The following is a 23,890-nucleotide window of genomic DNA, read 5'->3' as shown; positions in this document are numbered from 1 at the left end:
TGATAGAAGTAATAAAATAGGAGGTACGAGCTATGGCAGGATGTAATGTATTGGTCTATGGAAGTGGCAATTGTGAGATAGCAGCCTTGATCGAGGAAGAAATTGAACTTCTTGGAAAAGTGGATCATCCAGAAATTAAAATTTTTGCCCGAGGCTATATACTAGAAAACAGTTGCCTAGCGATGTACAAACGGTTTAGTTCCTTAAAAGATGAAATTGGTCAGGTCAAAAGAGGGGGACTATACGAATATTTTTACGATGGAGAAGAGAAGATTGAGCGCCATGAGATGGTACTTGCAAAGAGCTCTGAGAAAGAGACATTTGAAGAATGCTTACAGATGGGAATTAAACGCTTAAATGCAGATGAGATCTTCCTAGTATTAATAGGGCAAAGTAATGCAACAGGACTATTTTGGGACTTTGTAGCAGAAAGGCCAAGTAAGTTAAGATATGAGGATCTTAGCCAAGTACTATATCGACTGGGGAAACGTAACAGAGTGAAGTTTCACATCATTATGGATATACCAACTTGGCATGGCGTAGAATTCCCCTATATGCTTGTTAGGCATCCATACATAGAGACACTTTTTATTTATGAAAGAAGGAAACCCTTTCACCTTTTACCTATAGCTAAGTGGTTAACAAGGGCTCAAACAGAGGAAATGAATTATTTAGAGGCACTTTATAAGTATTATCCAGGGTATAAAATCAATATGGACCATGTTATATGGAGAAAGTGCAAAGAATGTTGGAAGAATTACTGGCAATATTCTAGCCATGAAAGTTGGAAGGCCTTTTATGATGCCTATAAAGAGGCAGTCATATACAGTGCAACAAGACAGCTAGAACATAAGATGAAAATAAATTTTAAAACAGAAATCATTCCAAAACAATCAAGAGAAATTACGATAAGAGAGTTACAAGAGTATTTAGTAGAAATGTATCATACAACTTTTGACGATAAAAACATACAACTTTGGTTAACGGATCTTAAAACTTGTACAGATTACTATAAATTGTAGATTTTTGGCAGTTCTCCTTATATAATGGAGTTAAGATAAAGAGATTAGAACTTAACAAAAGAGGGGGAACATCATTGCGCCTAAATCAACACAAGATAACAACTTTAGTTGGGGTGTTGGTACTTACGATTCCAACAATACTTCAAGCTAAAGCGCCAGAATCTATTAGAATAGGGCTTGAATCTGTTTATAAAGATGCAGCTACAATTCAAATTAAAAGTGAGGAATCCATTGCAATCGGATATTTTGAAGGTGAAAAGTGGATTAAAGAGGGATATTTAGATTCTAGTGATATATCAGTATCACTAGATAGTACTACATATTATGGTTATAAAGAAGTTTATAATGAATTTGAAGATGCATACAAAGCTTTAGAAATATATGGTGATGAAGCAGTTGTAGCCTACATAGAACCTGGAAAATACCAAATCTACACAACGGATGATTTTGATGCAGATTATAAAGTATCAAGTAATAACAAACGTATTGGGATAAAAAGTACAAAAGGAGAAGTCCTGTTAGTCAGTGAAAATGATGAGCAACCTTTAGGATTTAGAGGGGGATATAGTCAATATAATTTCCCAGCTACAGGCGTTGGAGCAAATAGAATCTATAGAGGTGTTATAGAAGTTGTCAACGGACAAAGTAAAGGACTTACAGCTGTAAACCAAGTGAATATGGAAGATTACTTATATGGGGTTGTACCTTGTGAAGTGTCGGCTTCTTGGCACGTAGAATCCCTTAAGGCTCAAGCAGTAGCTGCAAGAAGTATGGCAACTTTCCAATACAATAGATTTGTATCTAGAGGATATAACTTAGTGGATACAACAACTAGCCAAGTGTATAGAGGGATTACTTCTGAAGATAAGAGAACAACGGCAGCTGTTGATGCGACAGCAGGAGAAGTAGCCATGTATAATGGAGCAGTTGCTGAAACAGTATATAGCGCAAGTAGTGGTGGATATACAGCAGATGCTAAGTATGTATGGGGCAATAGTGTTCCTTATCTAGTAGCAAAGCCAGATCCTTACGAAACAGATCATGTGCCATGGACACGTCAAATTACTTTAAAAGAAATAGAAAAATGTGTTGCGAATGCAGGGAAAGACGTTGGTACAGTAGAAGGCGTACGTATTGATAGTTATTCACAAAGTGGACGTGTCAATTCTCTTACCATATTAGGAACAAAAGGCGAATATACAGTAACAAAAGAAAATACAAGAACGTTCTTTAACGGAAGTAATGATGGTTCCTTAAAAAGTCGTATGTATCAATTTGTACCTTATAGTGGATCAAATACACCAAATGTAAGTATCAAACCAGGAACAAGCAGTACAGGTAAAGCAACAATTATAACGAGTGATGGAACAGTAGAAATGGATCTAGAAGGACTTTGGATTGAAACAGAAGTTACCTACTCAAAGGTAGCTGATACTGTATATATCCAAAGTGCAGATGAAATCATCACAAGTGATACCTTTACTTCATCTAGTGGGAATAAGGTAGAAATAGATGGTGATTATACATCTTCTAGCAAACCAGCAACAGTATATGGAGACTTAACAATCTATGGTTATGGATATGGCCATGGTGTAGGTATGTCTCAATATGGTGCTAAAGGTATGGCAGAAGCAGGATTTACATATAAAGAAATTATTGAGTATTATTATGATGGTGTAAAAGTTCAATAAGCTAATAAAAGGAGTTGTTACATGAAATGTAGCAACTCCTTTTTATAGTCTATATAGGGAATATCATTATAGAGAACAATTTTCTATTGATTCTTGGAAGAGATAACAGGAGAAATTTTATAGCTAGCTTGACGAATACAGGCTAAAAACGTACTATTATAGGTAGAATTATATTATGAGAGACAATAAAAATGAATAGATAAACTTAGAAAATTTATTAAGATAAAGACTAAGATATAGGACAGATTGGAGAACGTATGAATACATCAGACTTTTATTTTGATAACAGGTAGTTGTTGCGTTACTGTAGTAAAATCAATATGTTTTAGATTTAATTGAATACCTCTTGTAAATCAAAATTAATTCAAATGAATAGAGGTACACATATGAAGAAAATTAAACTAAACAAAAGCAAAGTAAGTAAAAATTACATCTTGCTTAATGATGCATTAGAGGATTTTTACAAAAATTGTATCATAAAAAATCTATCCGATAAGAGTCTTGTCTATTATCGTGAAGTAATTGGATATCTTCTAAAATATGATACTAAAATGTATGTTCATGAGTACAGTAACGAGGTCATCGAAGATTATATTTGCTACATGAAGAAACGTGATCTTAAAGATACTACTATTAACATAAGGCTAAGAGGCGTAAAAGTATTCTTTAATTTTTGCTATGATAAAGGGTATATTGACACACCTATCAAAGTTAAGGCCATAAAAGAAACAGAAACTATTAAAGAGCCTTATACACTTGAAGAAATAGATATATTATTGCAGAAGCCAGATATGAATAAATTTCATGATTATAGAAACTGGGTAATTATCAATTTTCTACTTGCTACAGGATGTAGAGCCAGCACTCTGTTAAATATTAGAAAAAAAGATATTGATTTCAACAAAGATACGATAACATTTATCCACACTAAGAATAGAAAGCAACAGATTATTCCACTGGCAAAGTCATTAAAGCCTATTCTAGTTGAATATTTTGAGATTCTTGAGGATGACATACAGGAAAACGATTACGCATTTCCTAGCCAATGGGGAACACAAATGAAGCTTATTACGTTACAACAGGGGATAAGTAGGTATAATAAAGCAAGAGGTGTTGATAAAACTAGTATACATCTTTTTAGACATACCTTTGGCGATAATTGTGCTAAAAATGGAATGAATGCTTTTAAGATACAAGCATTACTTGGACACACTACATTAAAAATGACTAACAGATATATTCATATGCAATCAGAAACGTTAAAAGAAGATATTGATAATACCTGCATTCTAAATAATAGATAATCAAAAGACCTCTATATGACTTTATATGGGGGTTTTATTCATGTCTATGCATAACTCACCCTATACTCAAAAATAAGCATACCTATAACCAAATTTAACAGGTAGACGTATCATCAAAAACGATTAGTAAGAAGTAAAGCTTTCTAAAAATCAAATATAAAAAATCTATCATAATGTGAGTAGGTGGTACTACGCCACATACCGGCTAGATTCATGGCATTCAAAAATTAAATACGATGTTAACTGTGAGAAGTCCTCACGGTTAAAACTTCACAAGCGTTCTGAAATCCTAAAAGTCCTAGAAGAACATTTAGAGAAGGGAGCGATATTGGATATTGAAATGCTACTCAGAATTAGTGTGTAAAATTGATTTACAGACTAAGAATACCAAAAGATATTATTTAAGTATTTTTAGGGAACATTTGTATAAATGAATTTAAAATAGTAAATAATCTAATGGTTTATTTTATAAAATAGGATGGGATTTACATTGATATGCAAAAGAGCGAAAAAATATATGATATATATAAGATAGCTAAATGTAGTAAGTGTTCAAAATTATGCAAGAGAAAGGTTGTAATAAGAAGAGACGAGAATGACAAAATATACGTTATGGTAAAAGACATAGTGACATTAGCAGAAGTAATAAGTATATGTAGGTATTTTTCACTTTTAAATATTGAAGATGATATTAAGGATTTAAATAAATTTGTTGAAATATATAGAGAGGAAATATTATATTATATAGATAAGCTAGTATCTTTAGGAGACATTACTACGTTTTGCTATTCATATATTTCTTCTGAAATTATTAGATGCATAGATCGAGATGTCCATGGAAACAAAAGTGATATAAAAGATTATAGAGGATATTATTATACCTATAAAATAGATAATCTATTGTATATGTTTTTTGGCGAGCCGTATGATAAAAATAATCAATTAAGACAACTTTGGTTTAAATATGTTAAAGAGTATATGAATGAGAAATTTTTCGAAATGGATATAGATGATAGACGTAAGAGAGATTCACTTATACACGGTAAAACAAGGGCATTCCGCCTGCATCAAATAGGGAAATGTCAGATATGTAAAAAGAATATTGAATCAACATTAAGATTAAGTCATATAAAACCTTGGTATAGATGCGTGACTAAAGTAGAAAAAAGGGATATTAACAATACCCTATTATTGTGCTTTGAACATGATAGATTATTTGAAAATGGATATATTTCTTTTACGGATGATGGAGAAATAATCATATCTAAATTATTCGATGAAGATCAGGTGAAGGAATATAATTTAGATAGAGATATTAAAATTAAATTAGATGAAAATTCTATAAAGTATATAGAATACCATAGACTACACTCTTTAGAATATAATTATAATAGTTAATGAATTATATATTTTAGGATGTAGATGTACCACGTATTGATTATGAATTGAGGTATTCACTCAGTTAGGGTGAATGTCTTTTTTTTTGCTTGTCTCAATATAAATGCTTCAACATTGAAGCATTTGCCGTCATCTAAGACATAGCACTTTTTGATGTGCATTAGGAACCGCAAAAAAAATAAGACCGACCTATTTCTGGTCAGCCTTTTGCTCGTTTAAGTATTCTTTTATGATCGTACCTATCAAATTACTAAGATTTCTATTTTGTAACTTTGAGATTTCTTCAAGTTGTTGTTTTTCTGTTTCGCTAATAGTAACCATAACTCTTACTTTGTCTGCACCTATTGCCATCATATCACCACCTTTAGTGATTTTTTACTAGTTACACTTATTGTATCATATACAGCATCTAATATCAATGGTGTATACAAGATGAAATAAATTAAAATAAAATGAAACATATCATTGACATGGTGCAACACCTATGATAATATAAAAACATAGACATGGTGCAACACTTAGTAAGCACTAGAAAAGAGGTGATAACATGATACAATACGTTACAATGCCGATTGAAATCTTATCTTTAGAAAATCTTAATCTTCAAGAAAAATTTATCCTATCTCTAGCACGTTCTTTTGAAAATGGTTGTTTCCTATCTAATGCTCAAATTGCTCAACTAATTGGCATCAGCAAAGGTAGAGTATCAGCTATCATCAGCAAACTTGTGAAAGAAAACTACTTAGATATAAGCCTAAGATATAAGACAAACAGCAAAGAAGTAGAAAGACGTACAATCACATTCAAGCAAATGGCACAAAAGGTGATAGAAACAGTTAAGAAATGCAAAGAGAAAGCTAAACAAATCAAATCAGACTACATTACACAAAAGACCAAAGTAGGTACTGAAACTGTTCAGCAGGTTGCATTTGGCAGTAACTTTTATAACAAACGTAAACAAAATAAGTTCACTACAACTTACTCTCATAATTGGGATATAGACGAACTAGAACGGCTAGAAATGCAACGGTTAGAAGAACAATACGAATAGGGGATGTATACAAATGAAAACAATCTTAAATCACACTCTGGCACTTATAATAAGCTTCCTAGCTACTTACGTCATGTACACACTTGATTACTCGCAAACATTACTTACATTAGCTACAATTAGTATCTACTTAGTAACTTACTTAGCTCAAGAAATAGTATATAATTACTAGAACTTGTCTAAAAATGTTATTTATTGTAAAATAGTATGGTAATTATGTAAATTAATTAGGGGGAATAGAAAATGATTAATGTTGAAACAGAAGTAAAAGAGTGGATGAAAACAGTACGTGAGTTAAGTGGGAATTACGAAGCAAGTGATGAAGAAGTGATGCTTGCAGTAAAAGAAATGTTACTAGATATGTATGAAGATGGAGGGATCTATCCTAAAAATTACTTAGAGATATGTATCTATATCAATAACCAAATTTATGACATGGAAGAATTTTTAGCATAAGTAGAAAAAAGTATTTACAATTTAAAAATTTTAATGTATAGTTTATAGTACGACCTATGCACGAAAAATAGTGTATACCTGTTATCGTTCTGAAATTTGGTATCCACATATGATTTTTATTTATTTTTTTATATTTAACTTACTTTTTATATTAGGTGTTTATGAGTAATTTAATAATATTTCAAATTCGTATTTCAAACTCATATGGAGAGTATACCATACACCATTGGGAACGTCAATAGAATGATGTATAACATAACATTATAGTAAGTAAGAGAAATGACTGTATCTATTGAGTATCAAAGGGTTTAAGAATTAAGAGGTTTGTAAAATCTTTAAAGAACGTTGTGAAACGTCCAGTAATTGAATCTATTAAAAATGATGTGGCAACCCCACCAGAGGAGAAGATAATTATGGCAAATTTACCAGTATGTAGAGAAATTGAAGTAAAAGTGAATATGGATCAACTAGCATGTGAACAAGTGTTATTAGAATTAGACCATGATAGATTGTTGGCTGATACATTTAATAGATATACGTATGGAGAAAAAGTATCTGTTAATTATATCAATCCAATTATGGATGGATTGTTTACTCTTGAAGAAAAAGTTGACCCAATTGATGGTGAAAAATATATGGAATACGCAGAATACATTGAGGGTTCACTAGGAAAGCAGGATTGCGTATTAAAGGTTAGAGTTTCATTAAATGTAAAGGCTAAAAAGTATGAATCTTTAGTGGATGATTATATGAGTAGGTTTAAGGTGTATGTGGAAAATACATTAGTTTCATATGCAAATATTCGTTACTTCAATGCACAGATTAGAGCATAGTACATATATAGTTTTGGACAAAAAAGTCCCTAACTCAAATGGTGGGAACTACCTAGTGCCAACTATAAAAAAGACCTTTTCTACTGCAATAGATTAGGTCTTCGAGTGTGTTATTAATAAACATTATATAAAGAATGATAGCACACTCTATTCTATTAAGTCAATTGGGGATACCCTCACTACGTTCGGCGATATCCATCGTCCCCAGTAGTGAAGGTGGAAATGTTTAAACAGGAAATTATGTAAGTTTTAGAAAAAACTTTTAAAGAACGGAGTGATTTGTAATGGGTAAATCAAAACAATTTATAATGAGAGCTTTTACAAAAGTGAAAGTAACGCCAACAAAGATTGAAATTGAATGTGCAGATTTAAAAGAGAGTGAAGTTAGATTAGGATATAACTTCCTCTGTGATGCATTCACCAAGCATTACAATATTAAAGAAAATTTAATTGAAGGTATTTTTAAATTAACATTACCATCCGATGAGGAGAATGCCATAAGGTTTTGTGAAGAAGGCGTACTTCTAAACAACGAACGTTATTTTGGCTGGTTCTCATCAACTAGCATGATGAAAGATGAGGACTTTGAAGAAGATACAAAATGCGAGATGTTATTCATTAAAGAAGATAAGATTGACTTTAGACAGTATTTTGAACGATTAATCACACTGAAAAAAGTAGATAGCCTCTATGGAACAAATGTAAAGATGTGTAAAGATTATCTCTCAAGACTATCATTAACAACTAGCACATCAACGAAAATTACATATCAACCTAACGTAGTAGTATTACCAGAGATCGAATATCAACATGCAGCTAACTACAAAATACCTAGATTGACTAATGAAGGGATTGTATTAGAAGATAAACCAAACTTTCCAGTAAGTCATGTATTCTCAGATGGTGGAGGAATAATGTCACCAAGATTAGCAGATGAGATACAACGTCAAATGAATCTTGATTATGAGGTTGATTACTGTATCTTTAGGCACTATCCAATGGCTATGAAGGGTGGACTTGTAAGAGTTGATTTTGAAAAGTTTATAGATGAGTTTTACACACATAATACTGAAACATTTGAAAAAATGAAAGATGGTACATATAGAGTAAAAGATATATTCGGCAAGTGGAGAAACATAAACGATGTAGATATTATCGTAAATGAATCGAGTGCAAAGTGGTATAAACATTGGAAAGGCCAATCACAAAAGGCAGTTTATGAAGCTATTGATGAACTTAATGAAGTAGATCGTGACCTGATGAGTTCAATTTATATCACCAAAGTCAACAAAAAAGAATGTAAGAAGATGAGTCTTGCGAACTACCAACTATTGGGTAACTTATCATTAACCTATGAAGATATGCAGACATTATCATCTTACACAGAAAAAATATATAGAAAAATACTTGAAGATGACATTAATGTACTTAAGTTATTCCTAAACGATATAGTGAAACAAGATATTGAGGATTCTGAGCCAGAAGAGGTAGTTCCATCAACAAAAATGAAAGCACTATTGAATATTGATGAAAATCTTATTCATTTAGGATATGTTCAAAAAAGTAAAGCTAGACTTATTAATAAGAAATTACGTCAACTATGTGGTGGAAAGTTCTATATAAATGCTGATTGGAAGTATATGATTGCTGATCCTATTTCATTTATCTATACAATGATGAATAGTGCAGGAGAGGTAATGTATCATGATAAAAGCTTAAAAGAAGGCGAATTCTATATCTATAATAATGCAAATAAAGAAGTAGCATTAGAACGTTGTCCGCTTAACTGTTATAACGAGGTTAGAAAAGTTACAACCATCACCAATGACGTATATGAACGATATATGCCAAAGTGTGAGGAGCTTATAGTATTTAATCAATGTGACAACTTACATTTAGATGGAGACTTTGATGGGGATCAGTGTTTGGTGGTTAAAGACAAGCTGATTATTGACAACATTGTAGAGTGTATAGAAGACGGTAAAAAATGGTGGTTCTACAATCCAGACGATGATAAAGCAAGTGCAGTAGAGATGGAATTTAACGACCAAAACAAATTTATTGCAACTATCAAGGCAAGTGGGAACGATATATGCAGGCTAGCAAACTGGGGAATGATACTCAGCTCACAAGCAACTTCTATATACAAGTATGAAAGTAAGAGTGGAAAAGTTTATACATACAAAGAGGCTATGGATAAGGTTAAATCTACAAAATGGTATACGGGGCAATGTGAGACTATTAAAAGAATAGCAGATAAGTATGAAAGGGATAAGGCAAAGAGTGAGTTAAATCTTGAAACATATGAGAAACTTCAATCACTTATTAAAGATGGTGAGTTGATTATCAAAAATGTTACTAATGAAGATATAGCCAAAGCACTAATTAACACAACTGACAAGGGATTTTACCTACTCAGATTGCAACAACTCGGGATAGATAAAAGCAAGACCTTAAAAGCTATACCAGAACACGAATTTGACTATGCTAAGTCTCTATTCAAAGGTAAGAAAAAACCACGTTTTCTGAAGTATCTCAAAGAGGTATCATCATTTGAAACAGAGTACACTTTAAATCCTATGAATATGAACGCACTAAGAATTGCTACAGACTTATATAGAGAAGACGTTGAGAACATGAAGGCTAAAGATAATTCGTGGTTACTATATCCATATTTACATGCGCAGCTTGAGGAGAGTGAAGTAGAGACATTTAATGAGTTAAAAGAGATGCTGCAAGACGTATATGAGGAGCACAATAGAGAATCAAACAAAATCAGAATGTCTCATATCACATCTGACGAAAAGAGACCTAAATACAGACAATTGGATGCAGACACTACATTACTTTGTAAAGAACTTGAAGATAAATACGGCTATAGATTGGTAGCATACGCTTGTGAAAGATTAGAATTATCAGGAAGATTCATTATCACACACTTATGGAATACTCTTGAGTCATGTTTACATGTTGATAAATGCAGACAATTTGTAGAGTCTGAAAATGGTAAGTATGAATATGTAGGGAAGCGTTATGATGCAGTATGGGTTCATATGAAATTAAGTGAAAACTTACAATCAGAAGTCATTCAAAGGGCATACAAGACAATGGGGATTACATCAAAAGAAATTAGGGTTCGTCTATTAGATGGAATTTACGATGGCGATGTATTACTTATCTCTAAGACTGATAAAGAGCCACAACTCATCAGAGAAGCGACAGGAGAAGTGGTAGGATCAGTATTTGTTGAGTGTGTTCAATTGACGGATAGTGTAAATCTTAACGATGTGAAGAGAATTAAGATAGAGAGCATTAAGAGTGTTGCTAAAACTAGAAAAAGTGCAAATGTGATAATAACAACTATGTAAGGGGATACCCTCACTACGTTCGGCGATATCCATCGTCCCCAGTAGTGACAGGTATTACTCACTTGTTTTTAATTTAATAAAGGTTCACGATCATCCTTAAAATCGTACTATTATAAAATTTAGAATGGAGTGATGTAAAATGATTAAATCAAATGATATGCAAGAAGTTTTTCAAGTATTAGTAAAAGACGGTGGCCTATACAATATGACGATTACGCAAATAATCGAAGAAGTGTTAGAAGGTATTGGTTATGTATCAGAAGATATGCTAAAGTCATCTAATGATGAGGATATTGAATTTGTCAAAGCAATTAGAAGAGAATTAGGCGAATACTTAATGAAATGCTAATAGATCCAAATGCAGCATTGTGTGAGGTGTTCAATATATGAGCATCTTGTAGAGTGTTGCATTTATTCAGATATACATAGTATGCACCTCCCATATTTAATAAGGGTGGTGCTGTTACAAATAAATTAGAATGGAGATGGTAACATGGGCAAATATAATAGCAAACCAATAGACGTTAATACAGTAACCAAAACGAGTAAACTCACTGGTAAAACAGTACAATATGAGGAAAATGTATATGACGTTCTAACAGTACAAAAAGAGAAGGACTACACGGCAAGAAAAGATGAATTTAATATTATCAGAGATACATATTTTGGCAGCTACTACTCACACTTTTTTACAAAACTAAAGAGTGTAGACATACCTTGCCAAATGAAAACTAGATTCTTATATCTGTGTAGCTATATGAATTATGAAGATTGTTTTCTAGTTGACGATAAATCCACTCACAAAAATAAGCTTACTAAGAAAGAGATAGCATCTATCCTAAAACTAGGTAAGTCTGAGTTTGCGGAAACAATATCTATTCTTTTAGAAAATAAATTAATCATTGAGTGTAATGGTGGATATATAATCAATAATGAATATGCTATAAAAGGTGAAGTTGGGAAAAGTAAAGATAATATAGGTAATTATACTAGAGTATTTGATCAAGGGATTAGAGAACTGTATAATCAATGTTCTGCAAAACAACATAGAAGGCTTTATTGTTTATTTGCATTATTACCATACATAAATCTAAAGTATAATGTCGTTACAGTAAGTGATGTGAGTGAAGAAAATTATGAAGAAGTTGTTGCTATGAATATGAAGGGTGTATGCGATTTGGTTGGATATGATAAGACTAAATCTAAAAGATTAGAAAAAGAATTGTTACAGTTAAAAATAGGTGGTAAAGATGTAATTGCAATCACAAAAAGAAGTGCTGGTTCTGTAATTAAAGTAAACCCTGCTATTTATTATGCCGGAACAACAAATCAAGTAAATGAGTTGAAAATACTAATGGCAGACTTTGGATATATGGTTTCGTAGTATTTAAAACTAGACATTTTATGGACAAAACGGCTAAAAACTAGACATTTTATGGACAAAAAAATAAGCCAATGCCTTGATAGACAAAGGTTTAATGAAAAAGTTCTCTCTTGGTATTACAGACTAACCCACCATATTTGACTATAGATTGAGTATACCATTAGTGATACAGGAATGTCAATAACAATTTGGATATTAGTCAGAATATTTATAAATAATTAGCCAGTAACAAATAAAAAGTTTGACTCGCATATGCACAGACAGATATGAAACGTAGTGGAATAGATGGATGTAGGGTTGCAACTTGTTTGCAGCCTAACTACCTTGAAGTATTCGAAGTATCAAGTATAGCCATTCAGACAGGCTACATTCATGGTGTTCAAAACTCGGAGACGATTTGTCTTTGATTGATACTAATTTAAAACAACGTGGTATTGGTAATCCAAATCCAATTAAGTTAGGTAGATGTATTATTGAGCTGGAGAGAATTTATGGCATTAGAAATGGAGGATCATCATTCAGGGGAAATCAATACATAAAAGAAGAGGAGCTTTCAAATAATTTTAAAGCTCCAAAAACACAGCGGGATATAGCTAACGATATTGGTATGACACCACAAATGCTAATTAATTACAAAAAATTAGCTGAATCATCACCAGAAATTCAAGATATGTTGGAAACAGGAACAATTAAACCTACTGTGGCATTAAAAATTATTACAAGTATGACAGAAGAAGAACAGGAGAAATTTATCAAGCAAAATGAAGTCGCTAAGAAAGAGGCAAACAGAACGAATCGTTCCGTCAGGAAGAACTTGCTAATGATATATGAATACTGAATGGATAGAGACACTTTATTATAGGGTGTCTTTTTTATGCTCAAATTTAAGAGAAACCAAAATTGTCGGTTGACGATACCATGAAACGAGGTGTCCTCCGAAGGAAGAAATGATTAAACAGCTAGATGAAAATTATAAAATTAAGAAAGGTGATGATAAGAATGGAGCAAATGTTAAATAGTTGGTGGTTCAATCTAATTATGATGTGTGGAGTAATATCAATGCCTACGTGGTTGATTATTACACTTGCAATAGTATTTATGGGAATAAAAATAAGCAATGTATTATTCGACAAGTACAACAAATAGAATGGGAAACTATATATAGAAATGTTGGCTGCCTTTTAGTAGAGGTGGCCTTTTTTGATGCAATAAACAATACGAAACTATAAAAATACAAATGGAGAATTAGAAAGGTGATGGTAGGAATGATTAATAAAATTAAAGGCGTTGTAACAGGTGTTTATAAAATTGAAGATGTGATTACTGGTGAAGTGTATGTAGGTAGCGCTAAAGGGATCGCTAAAAGATGGTCTAACAATATGGCTAGATTAAGAAAGGGTACTCATCCATATTTTCAAGAAGCATGGAATGATGATCCTAATAGAATTAAATTTGAAATATTAGAAGTAGTAGCAAACAGTATAAGTGATGAAGATTTAGCAGAGCTAGAAATGGATTACTTTAATTACGTTAAACGTGTAGATGGATGGACACTTGTAAACAAGCAACAACATAAAGCTGGTCGTCATAAGGTCGCTGATACTAGCAAAATGAAACAAAGTCAGGCTGGAATTAGAAATGGTAATGCGAAAATTAAGAGTGAAGATGACGTTAGATACATAAGAGAGACGTATAACTCAGCAGATCACGGTGTTAAAAGAGACGTGGCAAATGAACTAGCTGAAAAGTATATGGTATCAGTGGGACACATTATTAAGATTGCAAATGGTCAAAAAATGAGAGGGGTAGAGTAAGATATGAAAATTAATATACTTGATGTTGTGGATATATTTATGATTATTTTGCAATTAATAGGTATTGCGTTATCAGCATATGGAGGTGTGATTACTATTAATCTAGTAATGTTAAGAGTAATCATTATGCTGTGCTCCATTAGATTATTAATTGAAAGACGTACAAATAGAGGGGAGAAATAGATATGATTAGCAAAAATACGGGTAGTGTAGCATATGCGCTATATTCGCTTAGAGTAGAACCAAATGAATGTTCAGTAAGACAATATATAGATTTTTATAACAAAGATAATTTCTTGTGGTATCAATTCGATGATAGAAGGGTTGAAGAGTTGGTTGGATATTTTGATAAGGTGGTAAAAGAAGAGGCGGTGGTTATGGTTGATCTAGTTAGCTATAACCATCTTTTTAGTTGCTTAAAGAAGATGTGTAGAAGTGAAAGGGGAAATAGATAATGGATATTTTAGAGTATAATGAGGCTAAGAAAAGTATTGAGCAATATAATAAGCTGATAAATAGAATTGAACAACTGAGTATTATTAAAAAGAATGGATATATACATGTTTTTGATGGACACGACGTACATTATGAGTTGTTTGACTTGCTTGGGGTGAACGTGGTGCCACAGTGTGACTTGAATAAAATAGAAGAGATCAGAATTTTATACGATGGATGGGAAGATAACTTATTGGTAGAGTTCTTAAAGCCATTAGAGGATGTTGTACCAGTTAAATATTATAAGATTAAGAGAGTTGATGAGTAGTATGACAACAATTTATAAGATTTATGATTTAGAAACAGATGAGGTTCTTTACGTTGGTTCTACATGTAAAGAGCCTTTAATTAGGTTTGGTCAACATCAAAAAGACTTAAGCAATGGTACTCACAAAAATAAAAAGCTACAGAATGAATATGAAAGTAGAAATGCAATTGGTTACGATGTGGTTATGAGATGTGAAGAAACTTTGATTAATCGTTATGTGCTTGAGTATATAGTTACTTCTGTGCTTAGACCAATTTGCAATAAGGTATTCAATATGAGTAGAACAAAATGTGCTTATAACATGAGATTGATAGATAAGGATTTAGCTAGAAAATTATTAGAGGTGATCTCAAATGTCAATGTATAAAATATGCCCATATTGCAGAAAGAAGTATGAGTACGGAAAAGAGTGTACATGTGGTGGTTATGAGAAAGCTAAACAGGTAAGGCGACAACACTATGATAGATATGTTAGAAAGTCAGATGACAATAAGAAGTATGATTCTTTTTATCATAGCAGGGAATGGGTTAGGATGACTGAGCATGTTAAAAGAAACTATAATGATTTGTGTGCAATGTGCTTAATAGAAGAAGGTGTTCTAGTTAATTGCGATGTTACACATCATATATATGAGATTAAGACTGATGTAGGATGGGAAGAACGATTAAATGAAGAGTTGCTGATTCCTCTTTGTCATGATTGCCACAGCAAGCAACATCCAGATTATACTCAAGATAAGATAGAAAAGCTGATTAGTATAGTAAATAAATACAAAGAATTGTATGAGGTGTAGATGAATAGGTCTATGCCTTTTTTGTTACAAGTGGGGGAGGATGTGAAACCTTTTTGAAGTATAATGGGAACCCAAGAGGGAGTCACGGTTAAAATTATTGCCAAAATGGAAAGTTTTAGATAATAGTTATCATTTATAGAGAGGATGTGATGAAGTGGCTAGACATAGCAAACCAACAGAGTTAGCAACTGGTAAAATAGGAAAAGAAGAAGTTGAAAAACGAAAAGTTGAAGAAGAAAAGTTGAAAGGCAATAGTGATCTGGTATATGAACCACCTAAGCACCTTTCAAATAAAGAGAAATCCTTATATACGTTTTTGGTTGAGGAACTTAGAGCAAGTGGAATATTGAATAATTTAGATGTGACTATGTTAGAAGCGACAGTGGATTCAATTGTGAAGATGCAAGAAGCTAACAAACTTATTAAAAAACATGGATTAGTAATCGAGAAATCAGATGGAAGTTTACAACGCAATCCTGCATCTACTATCTATAAAGATTATAATGCGATTTTCAATAAATGTTGTATGGAATTAGGGCTAAGTCCTAGTGCAAGAGCTAGGTTAAGTGTAATTAACGCAAATACAAAGAAAAATAATGAAGATCCATTGTTGAAAATCTTAAGAGATAAGAAGCTGAATCGAAGTGATGTAGGATGATATTGTTAGATAGATCAATTCGATATGCTGAAAATGTAATAAATAATAAAGAGATTACAACCTGGGAAGTACAAAAGCAGTGTGAGATATTCTTAAATGATTATCGTAATAGACAATATGAAGAAGATTTTCCATATTATTTTGACGAAGATGAATTAGAGTACATAAATGAGTTATTAGAACTATTTAATTTTGCAACAGGATTTGTAGAGGGCAAGCAAGTGTTAGAAAACCTAGCAGATTTTCAGTGTTTTTTTATTACAAACGTCTTTGGGTGGAGATTTAAAGATAAATCTTATAAATTTAGATATAATGATAATACTTTATTTATTGCCCGCAAGAATGCGAAAACAGCCTTAATAGGGATAGTATTTCTATTACTATTGCTTACAGAACAAGATTTTAGTGAGTTTTATAGTATTTGTTTAACAAAAGAACTCGCATCTGAGATTAAGAAGATTATGCATCAAATCATTAATGCAAGCCCTCTAATAAAAAATAAGTTTGAGGTATCTAAAAATAAAGTTGGAAGAATAACTTGCAATATTACTAATAGTTTTTTTGAACCAAGAGTAAGTGAATCAGGTAAAAATAATAGCATTCGTCCGAGTGCTTTCGTAGCAGATGAAAGAGGTAACTTTACTGATAATGAAAACTATAATGCTATGAAATCAGGGCAAAAGAACGTATTAAATAACTTGATATTTAAGACCACAACTGCATATGAGATTAATGGATCAATCATGGAAGAAGATTTAGATTACTCAAGAAAGGTTTTAAATGGAGTTATTACAAATGAAAGGCACTTCGCATTAATTTATTATGCGTATGAGGAAAACTTATGGAATGATATAGGAATATATCAAGCAAATCCACTTAGAATAGAAGAAAACTATGATACCATTAGAGAAGACAGAGCAACGGCACTTGAAAAACCTAGCGAAGTTGGAGAGTATTTAACTAAAGCGATGAATGTATTTGTCCAAGAAAGCAAAGATGAGGCATATATTGATATCAAGCTTTGGAAAAAATGTGAGGTTGATAAGGTTAATTTTAATGGGAAAGAGGTAGTTGTTGCACTAGATGGTAGTATAGCACTAGATTTAACATCTGTTAGTATCATGTGTAAAGAAGATGATATGTACTATACTAAAGCTCATGCATTTTTACCAGATGGAAATTTGAAAGAACGTAGGGAAAAGATTGACTACTATGACATGGAAAGGCGTGGTTATTGCACTATACAAAAAGGGTTTAATACAATACAGCAAACGCCTATTGAAGACTATATCCGAAGTATTGAGGATCGTTATAATTGTAAAATAAAAATAATAGTAGCAGATAGATTTAACTTTATGCTGATGTTAGAAAGTTTAGCAAAAGATTTTGATGTTTTACCACTTAATCAAAACTATTCAGAGCTAACTGTTCCAACGCAAGGACTAAAAGAAGTGGTATACAATCAAAAATTAAGATATGAGAAGAATGAACTGTTAACTTGGTGCGTTAGTAATGCAACGTTGGGGAGTGGGGGTAAAGCTGGACATGTTATGATTGACAAACAAAAAGCTCATAAGAACAAACGCAGAATTGATATGTGTGCCACCACAATATTTTGTATGCATCAATTGTACATAGAGGAGGAAGGCATATATGATCCGATTTCGGCACTTGAAGCTATGGACTGGTAGAAGAGGTGAGAAAGTGAAAACAATTAAAGAAAAAATTAATAGATTAAAGAAGGCTATTTTTTGTAAGAGTATTGCATTGGATAGTCTTTTTTTAATGGGAACAGTCATTCTAATAGCAACGAATTTTATGGTTAATGTGATTTTTGGAATGTATAGCGTAGCATTTTTATTGATAGCGTTAAGTATTTATTTGTCGTTATCAATTAAAAAATAAATAAAGAAAGGTAGGTGAGAAGATGCTTTTAGATAGACATCTTAAAAGAAACGATGAACAACGTGAGGTTAGTGTAAATGATTGGCCTAGTATTTATTCAGCAGAAAATGGTTATGAAAATATAGATAATATGAAAGAGTCTACATATTTTAGTTGCTTAAAAATTATATCAGAAAGTATAGCAAAATGTAAATTTCAGCTAAAACAAGATACTACAAAGGGTGAAACAATACTTTATGATCATTATCTTTATGATATGTTGGCTCTTAGACCTAATGAATACATGAGTGCAGTAGACTGTTTTAAGACATTTATTACATTATCAGTACATTATGGCATTAGTGGGTTGTTAATTAATAGGAATTCAAGAGGTAAAGTTCTTGGGTTGTATCCTGTTAAGTTAACAAATTGCACCATAGACGATGCTGGATTAATTAAAGGTACTAAAAATAATAAAATACTATGGGATTGGCAGTCAGCTAATAATGAGATAGGTAGCGTGTTTGATAAAGACGTGGTTGTTTTGAGGGATTTTACAGTAGATGGTATTAAAGGTAAGGCAGTAAGAAATGTTGCTGGTAATACACTTGACACAAGTATTAAAAGTCAAGATTACTTAAACAAACTATTTTCTAATGGATTAACAAACAAATTAGCAGTGCAATTAGTATCAGACATCAAAGACGAGAATGAATTAAAGAAAATACAAGAAAAATTTAATAGGATTTATTCAAGCACTGGTAAGATTTTCACTATACCAAGTGGATTTAATTTAACGCAATTAAATTTATCGTTAGCAGATGCACAGTTCGTCGAACTTAGAAAACTTAGCAAAGAAGAGATTGCTACTACTCTACAAGTACCACTTAGCAAACTTGGTATTGTTAGAGATAATGCAAAGAGTGAGGAACAAGATAACATTAAATTCTTATCTGATTGCTTACAGGTCAAGATTACACAGATTGAGCAGGAACTAGATTATAAATTATTAAGTGCCAATGATAGAAAGCAAGGGATGAAAATTAGGGCAAATCAAGGGATTATGCTTAGGTTGGACGCTAAAACGCAAGCAGAAGTTATTAGTACATATGTCAGAAACGGGATATATGATTTAGATTTTGCGAGAGAAATTATAGGAGTACCTAAATTTGGTGGAGATCCTATTGTTACACTGCCTTCTGGTCAGGTATTACTAAAAGATTTGTTAGATGGTAAAGTTAGCTATCAAAGAGGAATGAGAGTAGGTGATACGGATGGTGACACTTGAACAGGCTAAGAATTATACGAAAGTAGACGGCGATGACGATGACAATCTCATATTACAATTAATTGAAATATCACAAATTTATATTGATGGATTAGTTGGAGAAGGGTATAAAGTTGAGCAGAATTACGTGAGATTAGCTGATTTATTACAACTATTAATCATATCAGATATGTACGACAACAGAAGTCTAGTTGTTAACAGTAAAGATATGAATAAAATAGCACACGGTATACTAGATAAATTATCTAATTATACTGTTACAACATGATGAAAGGTAGGTGAGAAAATGAAACACGATAAAGAGTTTAGAAATTTTTGCAACTTTGAAGTAAGAGAAATTGGGGATGGAGATAACAAACAAACCCACATACAAGGATATGCATTGGTATTTGATTCAGTAAGTGAAGATTTAGGATTCAGAGAGTTAATCACAAGAGGTGCATTAGATAACACAGATTTTAGTGATGTGGTGTTACTATTCAATCACGACAGGGACAAGATTTTAGCAAGAAATAATAAACAGGATGGAGTAGGAAGTTTAAAATTATCAGTGGACGATAAAGGTCTGTTTTTCGATGCAATCCCTACAAATACATCGTATGCTAGAGACTTAATTGCTAATATGGAAAGTGGTATTATCGGCAAGTGTAGTTTTTGCTTTAATATTGACTGGTCGGATAGGGATTCTCAGAAATGGGATTGGGATGATGGTACAAAAGGCTATGATTTTAGAACCATTTACAAGATTGCTAAGGTTACAGATGTATCAGTTGTTACTAATCCAGCATACGAAAGCACAAGTACAACTATTTACAAAAGATGTAAAGAAGACTATGAGAAAGAAGTTCAGGAAGAAAGAGAATTACAAGTATTACAAGAAAGTTTAAATCAAATTAAAGTGAGAATGGGACTACAGAAGTAGTTCTTTTTTTTATACAAAAAAAATTATAAGAGGTGATTAATTAATGAAAGCGTTTGAATTAAGACAAGAAATTGAAACTAAGGTGACAGAACTTCAAGCAAAGTTAGAGGCCAGAGATAAAGACAGTGCAAAGGCATTAGATGAAGAAGTAAGAGGACTTGAAGAATTGTTAGCTATTCAAGAAAAGCAAGAAGAAAGAGAAATGAAAGAATTAGAAAACCAAAAACAACAAAATCAAAAAGAAGAAAGAGGGAATGTAGAAATGAGTACAGTAAATGAAATGAGAGCTTTAACAAAGAAAATTATGGGTGTAGAAATGACAGATGAGGAAAGAGCAGTAATTACTACAGCAGACAATGCACCACTTTTCCCAAAACAATTTATTGAAGAAGTTGAGAAAATCAAAAAAGGTTTTGGTAGCCTTAAAGAATATTGTCATGTTATTCCAGTAACAAAGATGGAAGGTACAAAACCAGTTGTAGACATGAACCAAAACGCATTATCACAAATTGTAGAGGGTACAAACATTGTAGAGGGTACACTTGCATCAACAGATATTGCTTTTAAATGTGCAAAAGTTGGTTTAATGGACGTATTATCCGCAGAATCAGTTGACGATGCATCTGTAGAAATTGAAGGATTAGTTAAAGAGAACTTTGCTGAGATTGCTACAGTGAACGAAAATGTAAAAATTGTATCAATTGTAAAAGCTAATGCTACAGATGTAACAGATGTAACAGATTACAAAGGTATTCAAGACACAATGGATAAAATGGTTCCAGCTGTTAGAAATGGTCTTGTATTACTTACAAATGAAGATGGATTTGCTTATCTTAAAAATCTTCAAGATGCTCAAAAGAGACCACTTAACCTTGTAACTGAAATGGGTGGGAAATACTTCTTCAACGGTAAAGAGTTAGTTGTTGTAGATAAAGAAATTCTTGCACCAACAGCAGAAGGGAAAAACGTTTTCATCACAGCAAATATGCGTGAAGCTGTAAAATTCTTTGATAGAAAAGCAATTACTATTGAAAAATGGAGAGAGCCAAAGAACGATACAGAAAACATTTCTATTCTTGAAAGATTTGATGTTAAAAAAGGTGGAACAACTCGTTCACTTAAAAAGATTGAATTTTAATATTGAGGTGGCTTAATGCCATCTCTTTATTTTAGGATGTGTTTATATGGAAACAGGTAAAAGAAATAGACGTATAACAGTATTAGAATATCAAGAGTTCAAAGACGAAGAGGGTGTATATGTTAAGCATTGGGGAGAAATGTGTAGATTGTGGGCTTATATCAAACCAATGTCAGGAAGTCAAGTATATTTAGCACAAGCGGGTGAACATAAAGCAACTGTAAAAATAAACATACGATATAACCGGATTATTAATGAGTCCATGAGAATTCAAATCGGGGAGGAATTATATAGTATTGGTTACATTGAAGACGTTGACTTTGCTCATAGGGAAATGTGGCTTACATTAGAGAAGGTGATTTAATGGCTAGTTGTGAATTAGATTTAATAGGCATGGATGAATTAATGGAAAAACTTAATGAGTTAGGACAAAAAGGTACTAAGGCGATAAATAAGGCGCTTGAAAAAGGTGCAGAACCTATACTTCAAAATATGAAAAACACAGATGTATTTGATGATCGATCAGGAAGATTAAGAGATAGCTTAAAAGTAAGTAAGGTTAAGACTAGAAAAAATGTTAAATTCGTATGGATAGGTGATGTAGACAGAGAAGCTATTTGGGGATGGTATATTGAAAATGGTACATCAAAGCATGTAGCTACACCATTTATGAGACCTGCATGGAGAGAAGAAAAAGAAAAAGCATTAAAAATTATCAAAGAAGAGATGTCAAATGTTCTTAAAGATTTAAGTGAAGGGGTGTAATATGGAAAATATCTATACAAAAGTTACTAAAGCATTAGATGAGAAAATACTAGGGTGCAAGGTAAAGAAAATAAATCGTGATGAAGATGCGAGACAAAGTATTAGTTACCTATTACATCCTGGAATTCCAGTTCAATACTCAGATGATGATTATATGTGCATAGAACATGAAATACAGATTGATATATGGTCGGATTATGAGTTGAGTATTCATGGGATTATTGAAAAAGTAATACAACTTATGAAAGAGAATGGGTTTGAGTTAGTTAGTATCAGATCAGATATGTACGAGAGAGATATTAATATAATTCATAAACCTATTCTCTTTTCTTATTTAGAAAAATTAGTTAAAGAAAGAGGTAGATAGTAATGGCACAAATAGGTTTAGATAATTTAGTTTACGCAGTTATGACCGACATAGATGCAGAAACATATGGAACAGTAAAAACAGTTAAGGGGATTAAGAGTGCAGACATAAATCCAAGAACATCAACTGTTAGTGACTATTCTGACGATGTGTTAACAGATACGGTAGAATCATTAGAGGGGATTGATCTAACTATTGAAAATAAAGATGTACCCACAGAAGTTATGGCTGATTGGCATGGTCATACAGTTGATTCAAAAGGTGTATTAGTAAAAACATCAAATGATATTGCACCATACATAGCAATCGGATTTAGAAGCCTTAAATCAGACGGAAAGTATCGTTATAAATGGCTTTTTAAATGCAAAGGTCAATTAGGACAAGAAACAGCTAAAACAAAAGCTGAAAAAGTAGAGTTTCAATCAAAAACAACTCAATTTACTTGTATGCCTAGATTAAGAGATAAACAGTGGGAAGCTACTGCAAATGAGGGAGATACAGGATTAGGCGCAGAAGTTATTACAAACTGGTTTAAAGCACCTTACGGTGAAACAGTATCGCAATTATAGGAAGAGGGATAGAAAATGACATTAACATTAAATATTAACAATGAAGAAAAGCTATTTGTTATTGGTAGTTTTGTACCGGCTAGAGTTTTTAGACAGGCAGTACAGGCTCAAAGAATACTTAGCAAAGAAGATATTTCTGAAGAAGATTTAGATTTAGTAGTAGGTATCGTTGTAAACGCCTTTAGTAATCAATTTACGATAGATGAACTTTATGATGGATTAGATGCAAGAAGCTTCTTATCGACCATTACAAACACGATCACTACAATTATTAACGGTGTAACAAACGACACTCACCGATAGCACCTCCTCTAATGCAGAGGGGGTCTCTTTAGATGAACTAGAAATACAGATTGATAAAATGTATCTTGATTTAATGCAGGCGGGATGGAAATTGAATGAAATTGATACAATGGATATT

Annotated in this window: 31 protein-coding genes; 30 read left to right on the top strand and 1 reads right to left on the bottom strand. The window is 32.3% G+C overall.

What is annotated here, in order from left to right; translation table 11 throughout:
* Nucleotides 1-32 precede the first annotated feature (32 nt).
* The 4 genes from PBV87_RS11645 (at nucleotide 33) to PBV87_RS22895 (ending at nucleotide 5,415) form a co-directional block, all read left to right on the top strand.
* Nucleotides 33-1,022, top strand: a complete 990-nt coding sequence (locus PBV87_RS11645; protein ID WP_053986244.1) for a hypothetical protein — start codon at nucleotides 33-35, stop codon at nucleotides 1,020-1,022.
* A gap of 74 nt (nucleotides 1,023-1,096) precedes the next feature.
* Complete coding sequence (locus PBV87_RS11640) at nucleotides 1,097-2,713, top strand: SpoIID/LytB domain-containing protein (protein ID WP_271012411.1); 1,617 nt, start codon at nucleotides 1,097-1,099, stop codon at nucleotides 2,711-2,713.
* Nucleotides 2,714-3,099: 386 nt separating this feature from the next.
* Nucleotides 3,100-4,017: a tyrosine-type recombinase/integrase gene (locus PBV87_RS11635; RefSeq protein WP_271012410.1), complete on the top strand. Its 918-nt coding sequence runs from the start codon at nucleotides 3,100-3,102 to the stop codon at nucleotides 4,015-4,017.
* Between the two features lie 627 nt (nucleotides 4,018-4,644).
* The gene (locus PBV87_RS22895) at nucleotides 4,645-5,415 is read left to right on the top strand and encodes an HNH endonuclease (protein WP_271012409.1); all 771 of its coding nucleotides are present in this window, start codon (nucleotides 4,645-4,647) and stop codon (nucleotides 5,413-5,415) included.
* Between the two features lie 189 nt (nucleotides 5,416-5,604).
* On the opposite strand, the gene PBV87_RS11625 is transcribed toward PBV87_RS22895, so the two are convergent.
* Nucleotides 5,605-5,766 (bottom strand): hypothetical protein, encoded by a 162-nt coding sequence (locus PBV87_RS11625; RefSeq protein WP_271012408.1) that lies wholly within the window; start codon nucleotides 5,764-5,766, stop codon nucleotides 5,605-5,607.
* Between the two features lie 196 nt (nucleotides 5,767-5,962).
* Here PBV87_RS11625 and PBV87_RS11620 point away from each other — a divergent pair, with 196 nt between their 5' ends.
* The 26 genes from PBV87_RS11620 (at nucleotide 5,963) to gpG (ending at nucleotide 23,772) form a co-directional block, all read left to right on the top strand.
* Nucleotides 5,963-6,466, top strand: coding sequence for a winged helix-turn-helix transcriptional regulator (locus PBV87_RS11620; RefSeq protein ID WP_271012407.1), 504 nt, complete (start codon nucleotides 5,963-5,965; stop codon nucleotides 6,464-6,466).
* Between the two features lie 243 nt (nucleotides 6,467-6,709).
* Complete coding sequence (locus PBV87_RS11615) at nucleotides 6,710-6,922, top strand: hypothetical protein (protein WP_271012406.1); 213 nt, start codon at nucleotides 6,710-6,712, stop codon at nucleotides 6,920-6,922.
* Between the two features lie 347 nt (nucleotides 6,923-7,269).
* Nucleotides 7,270-7,755, top strand: a complete 486-nt coding sequence (locus tag PBV87_RS11610) for a hypothetical protein (protein WP_271012405.1) — start codon at nucleotides 7,270-7,272, stop codon at nucleotides 7,753-7,755.
* Nucleotides 7,756-8,039: 284 nt separating this feature from the next.
* Nucleotides 8,040-11,123 (top strand): RNA dependent RNA polymerase, encoded by a 3,084-nt coding sequence (locus PBV87_RS11605; protein WP_271012404.1) that lies wholly within the window; start codon nucleotides 8,040-8,042, stop codon nucleotides 11,121-11,123.
* A 139-nt stretch (nucleotides 11,124-11,262) separates the two neighbouring features.
* Nucleotides 11,263-11,472, top strand: coding sequence for a hypothetical protein (locus tag PBV87_RS11600; protein ID WP_271012403.1), 210 nt, complete (start codon nucleotides 11,263-11,265; stop codon nucleotides 11,470-11,472).
* Nucleotides 11,473-11,616: 144 nt separating this feature from the next.
* A complete protein-coding gene (locus tag PBV87_RS11595; RefSeq protein WP_271012402.1) occupies nucleotides 11,617-12,507 on the top strand; it encodes a hypothetical protein in 891 nt (296 codons plus the stop codon).
* 266 nt (nucleotides 12,508-12,773) lie between these two features.
* Nucleotides 12,774-12,914, top strand: a complete 141-nt coding sequence (locus PBV87_RS11590) for a hypothetical protein (protein WP_271012401.1) — start codon at nucleotides 12,774-12,776, stop codon at nucleotides 12,912-12,914.
* Nucleotides 12,911-13,345, top strand: coding sequence for a hypothetical protein (locus tag PBV87_RS11585; protein ID WP_271012400.1), 435 nt, complete (start codon nucleotides 12,911-12,913; stop codon nucleotides 13,343-13,345). Before PBV87_RS11590 ends, PBV87_RS11585 begins: the two co-directional genes overlap by 4 nt.
* A 427-nt stretch (nucleotides 13,346-13,772) precedes the next feature.
* Entirely contained in the window at nucleotides 13,773-14,321 is a 549-nt protein-coding gene (locus PBV87_RS11580) for a GIY-YIG nuclease family protein (protein WP_271012399.1), read from the top strand.
* 27 nt (nucleotides 14,322-14,348) lie between these two features.
* Nucleotides 14,349-14,504, top strand: coding sequence for a hypothetical protein (locus PBV87_RS11575; protein ID WP_271012398.1), 156 nt, complete (start codon nucleotides 14,349-14,351; stop codon nucleotides 14,502-14,504).
* A 2-nt stretch (nucleotides 14,505-14,506) separates the two neighbouring features.
* A complete protein-coding gene (locus PBV87_RS11570) occupies nucleotides 14,507-14,776 on the top strand; it encodes a hypothetical protein (RefSeq protein WP_271012397.1) in 270 nt (89 codons plus the stop codon).
* Nucleotides 14,776-15,084: a hypothetical protein gene (locus tag PBV87_RS11565; RefSeq protein WP_271012396.1), complete on the top strand. Its 309-nt coding sequence runs from the start codon at nucleotides 14,776-14,778 to the stop codon at nucleotides 15,082-15,084. Before PBV87_RS11570 ends, PBV87_RS11565 begins: the two co-directional genes overlap by 1 nt.
* 1 nt (nucleotide 15,085) lies before the next feature.
* A complete protein-coding gene (locus tag PBV87_RS11560; protein ID WP_271012395.1) occupies nucleotides 15,086-15,451 on the top strand; it encodes a GIY-YIG nuclease family protein in 366 nt (121 codons plus the stop codon).
* Nucleotides 15,438-15,878 (top strand): hypothetical protein, encoded by a 441-nt coding sequence (locus tag PBV87_RS11555; RefSeq protein WP_271012394.1) that lies wholly within the window; start codon nucleotides 15,438-15,440, stop codon nucleotides 15,876-15,878. Before PBV87_RS11560 ends, PBV87_RS11555 begins: the two co-directional genes overlap by 14 nt.
* 154 nt (nucleotides 15,879-16,032) lie before the next feature.
* Nucleotides 16,033-16,536: a phage terminase small subunit P27 family gene (locus tag PBV87_RS11550; protein ID WP_271012393.1), complete on the top strand. Its 504-nt coding sequence runs from the start codon at nucleotides 16,033-16,035 to the stop codon at nucleotides 16,534-16,536.
* A gap of 2 nt (nucleotides 16,537-16,538) precedes the next feature.
* On the top strand, nucleotides 16,539-18,227 hold the full coding sequence (locus PBV87_RS11545; RefSeq protein ID WP_330680394.1) for a terminase large subunit: 1,689 nt from the start codon (nucleotides 16,539-16,541) through the stop codon (nucleotides 18,225-18,227).
* A gap of 13 nt (nucleotides 18,228-18,240) precedes the next feature.
* Nucleotides 18,241-18,441, top strand: a complete 201-nt coding sequence (locus tag PBV87_RS11540; protein WP_271012391.1) for a hypothetical protein — start codon at nucleotides 18,241-18,243, stop codon at nucleotides 18,439-18,441.
* A gap of 22 nt (nucleotides 18,442-18,463) precedes the next feature.
* On the top strand, nucleotides 18,464-19,708 hold the full coding sequence (locus PBV87_RS11535; RefSeq protein ID WP_271012390.1) for a phage portal protein: 1,245 nt from the start codon (nucleotides 18,464-18,466) through the stop codon (nucleotides 19,706-19,708).
* Nucleotides 19,695-19,976: a head-tail connector protein gene (locus tag PBV87_RS11530; protein WP_271012427.1), complete on the top strand. Its 282-nt coding sequence runs from the start codon at nucleotides 19,695-19,697 to the stop codon at nucleotides 19,974-19,976. Before PBV87_RS11535 ends, PBV87_RS11530 begins: the two co-directional genes overlap by 14 nt.
* Before the next feature lie 18 nt (nucleotides 19,977-19,994).
* On the top strand, nucleotides 19,995-20,630 hold the full coding sequence (locus PBV87_RS11525; protein WP_271012389.1) for an HK97 family phage prohead protease: 636 nt from the start codon (nucleotides 19,995-19,997) through the stop codon (nucleotides 20,628-20,630).
* 43 nt (nucleotides 20,631-20,673) lie between these two features.
* Nucleotides 20,674-21,768 carry a phage major capsid protein gene (locus PBV87_RS11520; protein WP_271012388.1) on the top strand — a complete coding sequence of 365 codons (1,095 nt, stop codon included), beginning with the start codon at nucleotides 20,674-20,676 and terminating at the stop codon, nucleotides 21,766-21,768.
* Between the two features lie 46 nt (nucleotides 21,769-21,814).
* Nucleotides 21,815-22,132 carry a phage head closure protein gene (locus PBV87_RS11515; protein ID WP_271012387.1) on the top strand — a complete coding sequence of 106 codons (318 nt, stop codon included), beginning with the start codon at nucleotides 21,815-21,817 and terminating at the stop codon, nucleotides 22,130-22,132.
* Nucleotides 22,132-22,533, top strand: a complete 402-nt coding sequence (locus tag PBV87_RS11510; protein WP_271012386.1) for an HK97-gp10 family putative phage morphogenesis protein — start codon at nucleotides 22,132-22,134, stop codon at nucleotides 22,531-22,533. The genes PBV87_RS11515 and PBV87_RS11510 overlap by 1 nt, the downstream gene beginning before the upstream one ends.
* A gap of 1 nt (nucleotide 22,534) precedes the next feature.
* Entirely contained in the window at nucleotides 22,535-22,900 is a 366-nt protein-coding gene (locus PBV87_RS11505; protein WP_271012385.1) for a hypothetical protein, read from the top strand.
* A gap of 2 nt (nucleotides 22,901-22,902) precedes the next feature.
* Nucleotides 22,903-23,469, top strand: coding sequence for a major tail protein (locus tag PBV87_RS11500; RefSeq protein WP_271012384.1), 567 nt, complete (start codon nucleotides 22,903-22,905; stop codon nucleotides 23,467-23,469).
* 15 nt (nucleotides 23,470-23,484) lie between these two features.
* The gene (gpG, locus tag PBV87_RS11495) at nucleotides 23,485-23,772 is read left to right on the top strand and encodes a phage tail assembly chaperone G (protein ID WP_271012383.1); all 288 of its coding nucleotides are present in this window, start codon (nucleotides 23,485-23,487) and stop codon (nucleotides 23,770-23,772) included.
* Nucleotides 23,773-23,890: the final 118 nt, after the last annotated feature.

Source organism: Holtiella tumoricola (genome assembly GCF_027857615.1).
Taxonomy (GTDB): Bacteria; Bacillota; Clostridia; order Lachnospirales; family Cellulosilyticaceae; genus Holtiella; species Holtiella tumoricola.
Note: the sequence above shows the minus strand (reverse complement) of the source record. Positions and strands in the feature narration are given on the sequence as shown.

Coding starts and splice junctions, on each gene's coding strand:
- PBV87_RS11520 (WP_271012388.1), top strand. CDS start 20,674: ATGAAAGCGTTTGAATTAAGACAAGAAATTGAAACTAAGGTGACAGAA.
- PBV87_RS11505 (WP_271012385.1), top strand. CDS start 22,535: ATGGAAAATATCTATACAAAAGTTACTAAAGCATTAGATGAGAAAATA.
- PBV87_RS11570 (WP_271012397.1), top strand. CDS start 14,507: ATGATTAGCAAAAATACGGGTAGTGTAGCATATGCGCTATATTCGCTT.
- PBV87_RS11535 (WP_271012390.1), top strand. CDS start 18,464: ATGCTTTTAGATAGACATCTTAAAAGAAACGATGAACAACGTGAGGTT.
- PBV87_RS11645 (WP_053986244.1), top strand. CDS start 33: ATGGCAGGATGTAATGTATTGGTCTATGGAAGTGGCAATTGTGAGATA.
- PBV87_RS11500 (WP_271012384.1), top strand. CDS start 22,903: ATGGCACAAATAGGTTTAGATAATTTAGTTTACGCAGTTATGACCGAC.
- PBV87_RS11555 (WP_271012394.1), top strand. CDS start 15,438: ATGTCAATGTATAAAATATGCCCATATTGCAGAAAGAAGTATGAGTAC.
- PBV87_RS11560 (WP_271012395.1), top strand. CDS start 15,086: ATGACAACAATTTATAAGATTTATGATTTAGAAACAGATGAGGTTCTT.
- PBV87_RS11515 (WP_271012387.1), top strand. CDS start 21,815: ATGGAAACAGGTAAAAGAAATAGACGTATAACAGTATTAGAATATCAA.
- PBV87_RS11565 (WP_271012396.1), top strand. CDS start 14,776: ATGGATATTTTAGAGTATAATGAGGCTAAGAAAAGTATTGAGCAATAT.
- PBV87_RS11595 (WP_271012402.1), top strand. CDS start 11,617: ATGGGCAAATATAATAGCAAACCAATAGACGTTAATACAGTAACCAAA.
- PBV87_RS11615 (WP_271012406.1), top strand. CDS start 6,710: ATGATTAATGTTGAAACAGAAGTAAAAGAGTGGATGAAAACAGTACGT.
- PBV87_RS11620 (WP_271012407.1), top strand. CDS start 5,963: ATGATACAATACGTTACAATGCCGATTGAAATCTTATCTTTAGAAAAT.
- PBV87_RS11605 (WP_271012404.1), top strand. CDS start 8,040: ATGGGTAAATCAAAACAATTTATAATGAGAGCTTTTACAAAAGTGAAA.
- PBV87_RS11600 (WP_271012403.1), top strand. CDS start 11,263: ATGATTAAATCAAATGATATGCAAGAAGTTTTTCAAGTATTAGTAAAA.
- PBV87_RS11590 (WP_271012401.1), top strand. CDS start 12,774: ATGAAACGTAGTGGAATAGATGGATGTAGGGTTGCAACTTGTTTGCAG.
- gpG (WP_271012383.1), top strand. CDS start 23,485: ATGACATTAACATTAAATATTAACAATGAAGAAAAGCTATTTGTTATT.
- PBV87_RS11625 (WP_271012408.1), bottom strand. CDS start 5,766: ATGGCAATAGGTGCAGACAAAGTAAGAGTTATGGTTACTATTAGCGAA.
- PBV87_RS11525 (WP_271012389.1), top strand. CDS start 19,995: ATGAAACACGATAAAGAGTTTAGAAATTTTTGCAACTTTGAAGTAAGA.
- PBV87_RS11530 (WP_271012427.1), top strand. CDS start 19,695: ATGGTGACACTTGAACAGGCTAAGAATTATACGAAAGTAGACGGCGAT.
- PBV87_RS11510 (WP_271012386.1), top strand. CDS start 22,132: ATGGCTAGTTGTGAATTAGATTTAATAGGCATGGATGAATTAATGGAA.
- PBV87_RS11635 (WP_271012410.1), top strand. CDS start 3,100: ATGAAGAAAATTAAACTAAACAAAAGCAAAGTAAGTAAAAATTACATC.
- PBV87_RS11580 (WP_271012399.1), top strand. CDS start 13,773: ATGATTAATAAAATTAAAGGCGTTGTAACAGGTGTTTATAAAATTGAA.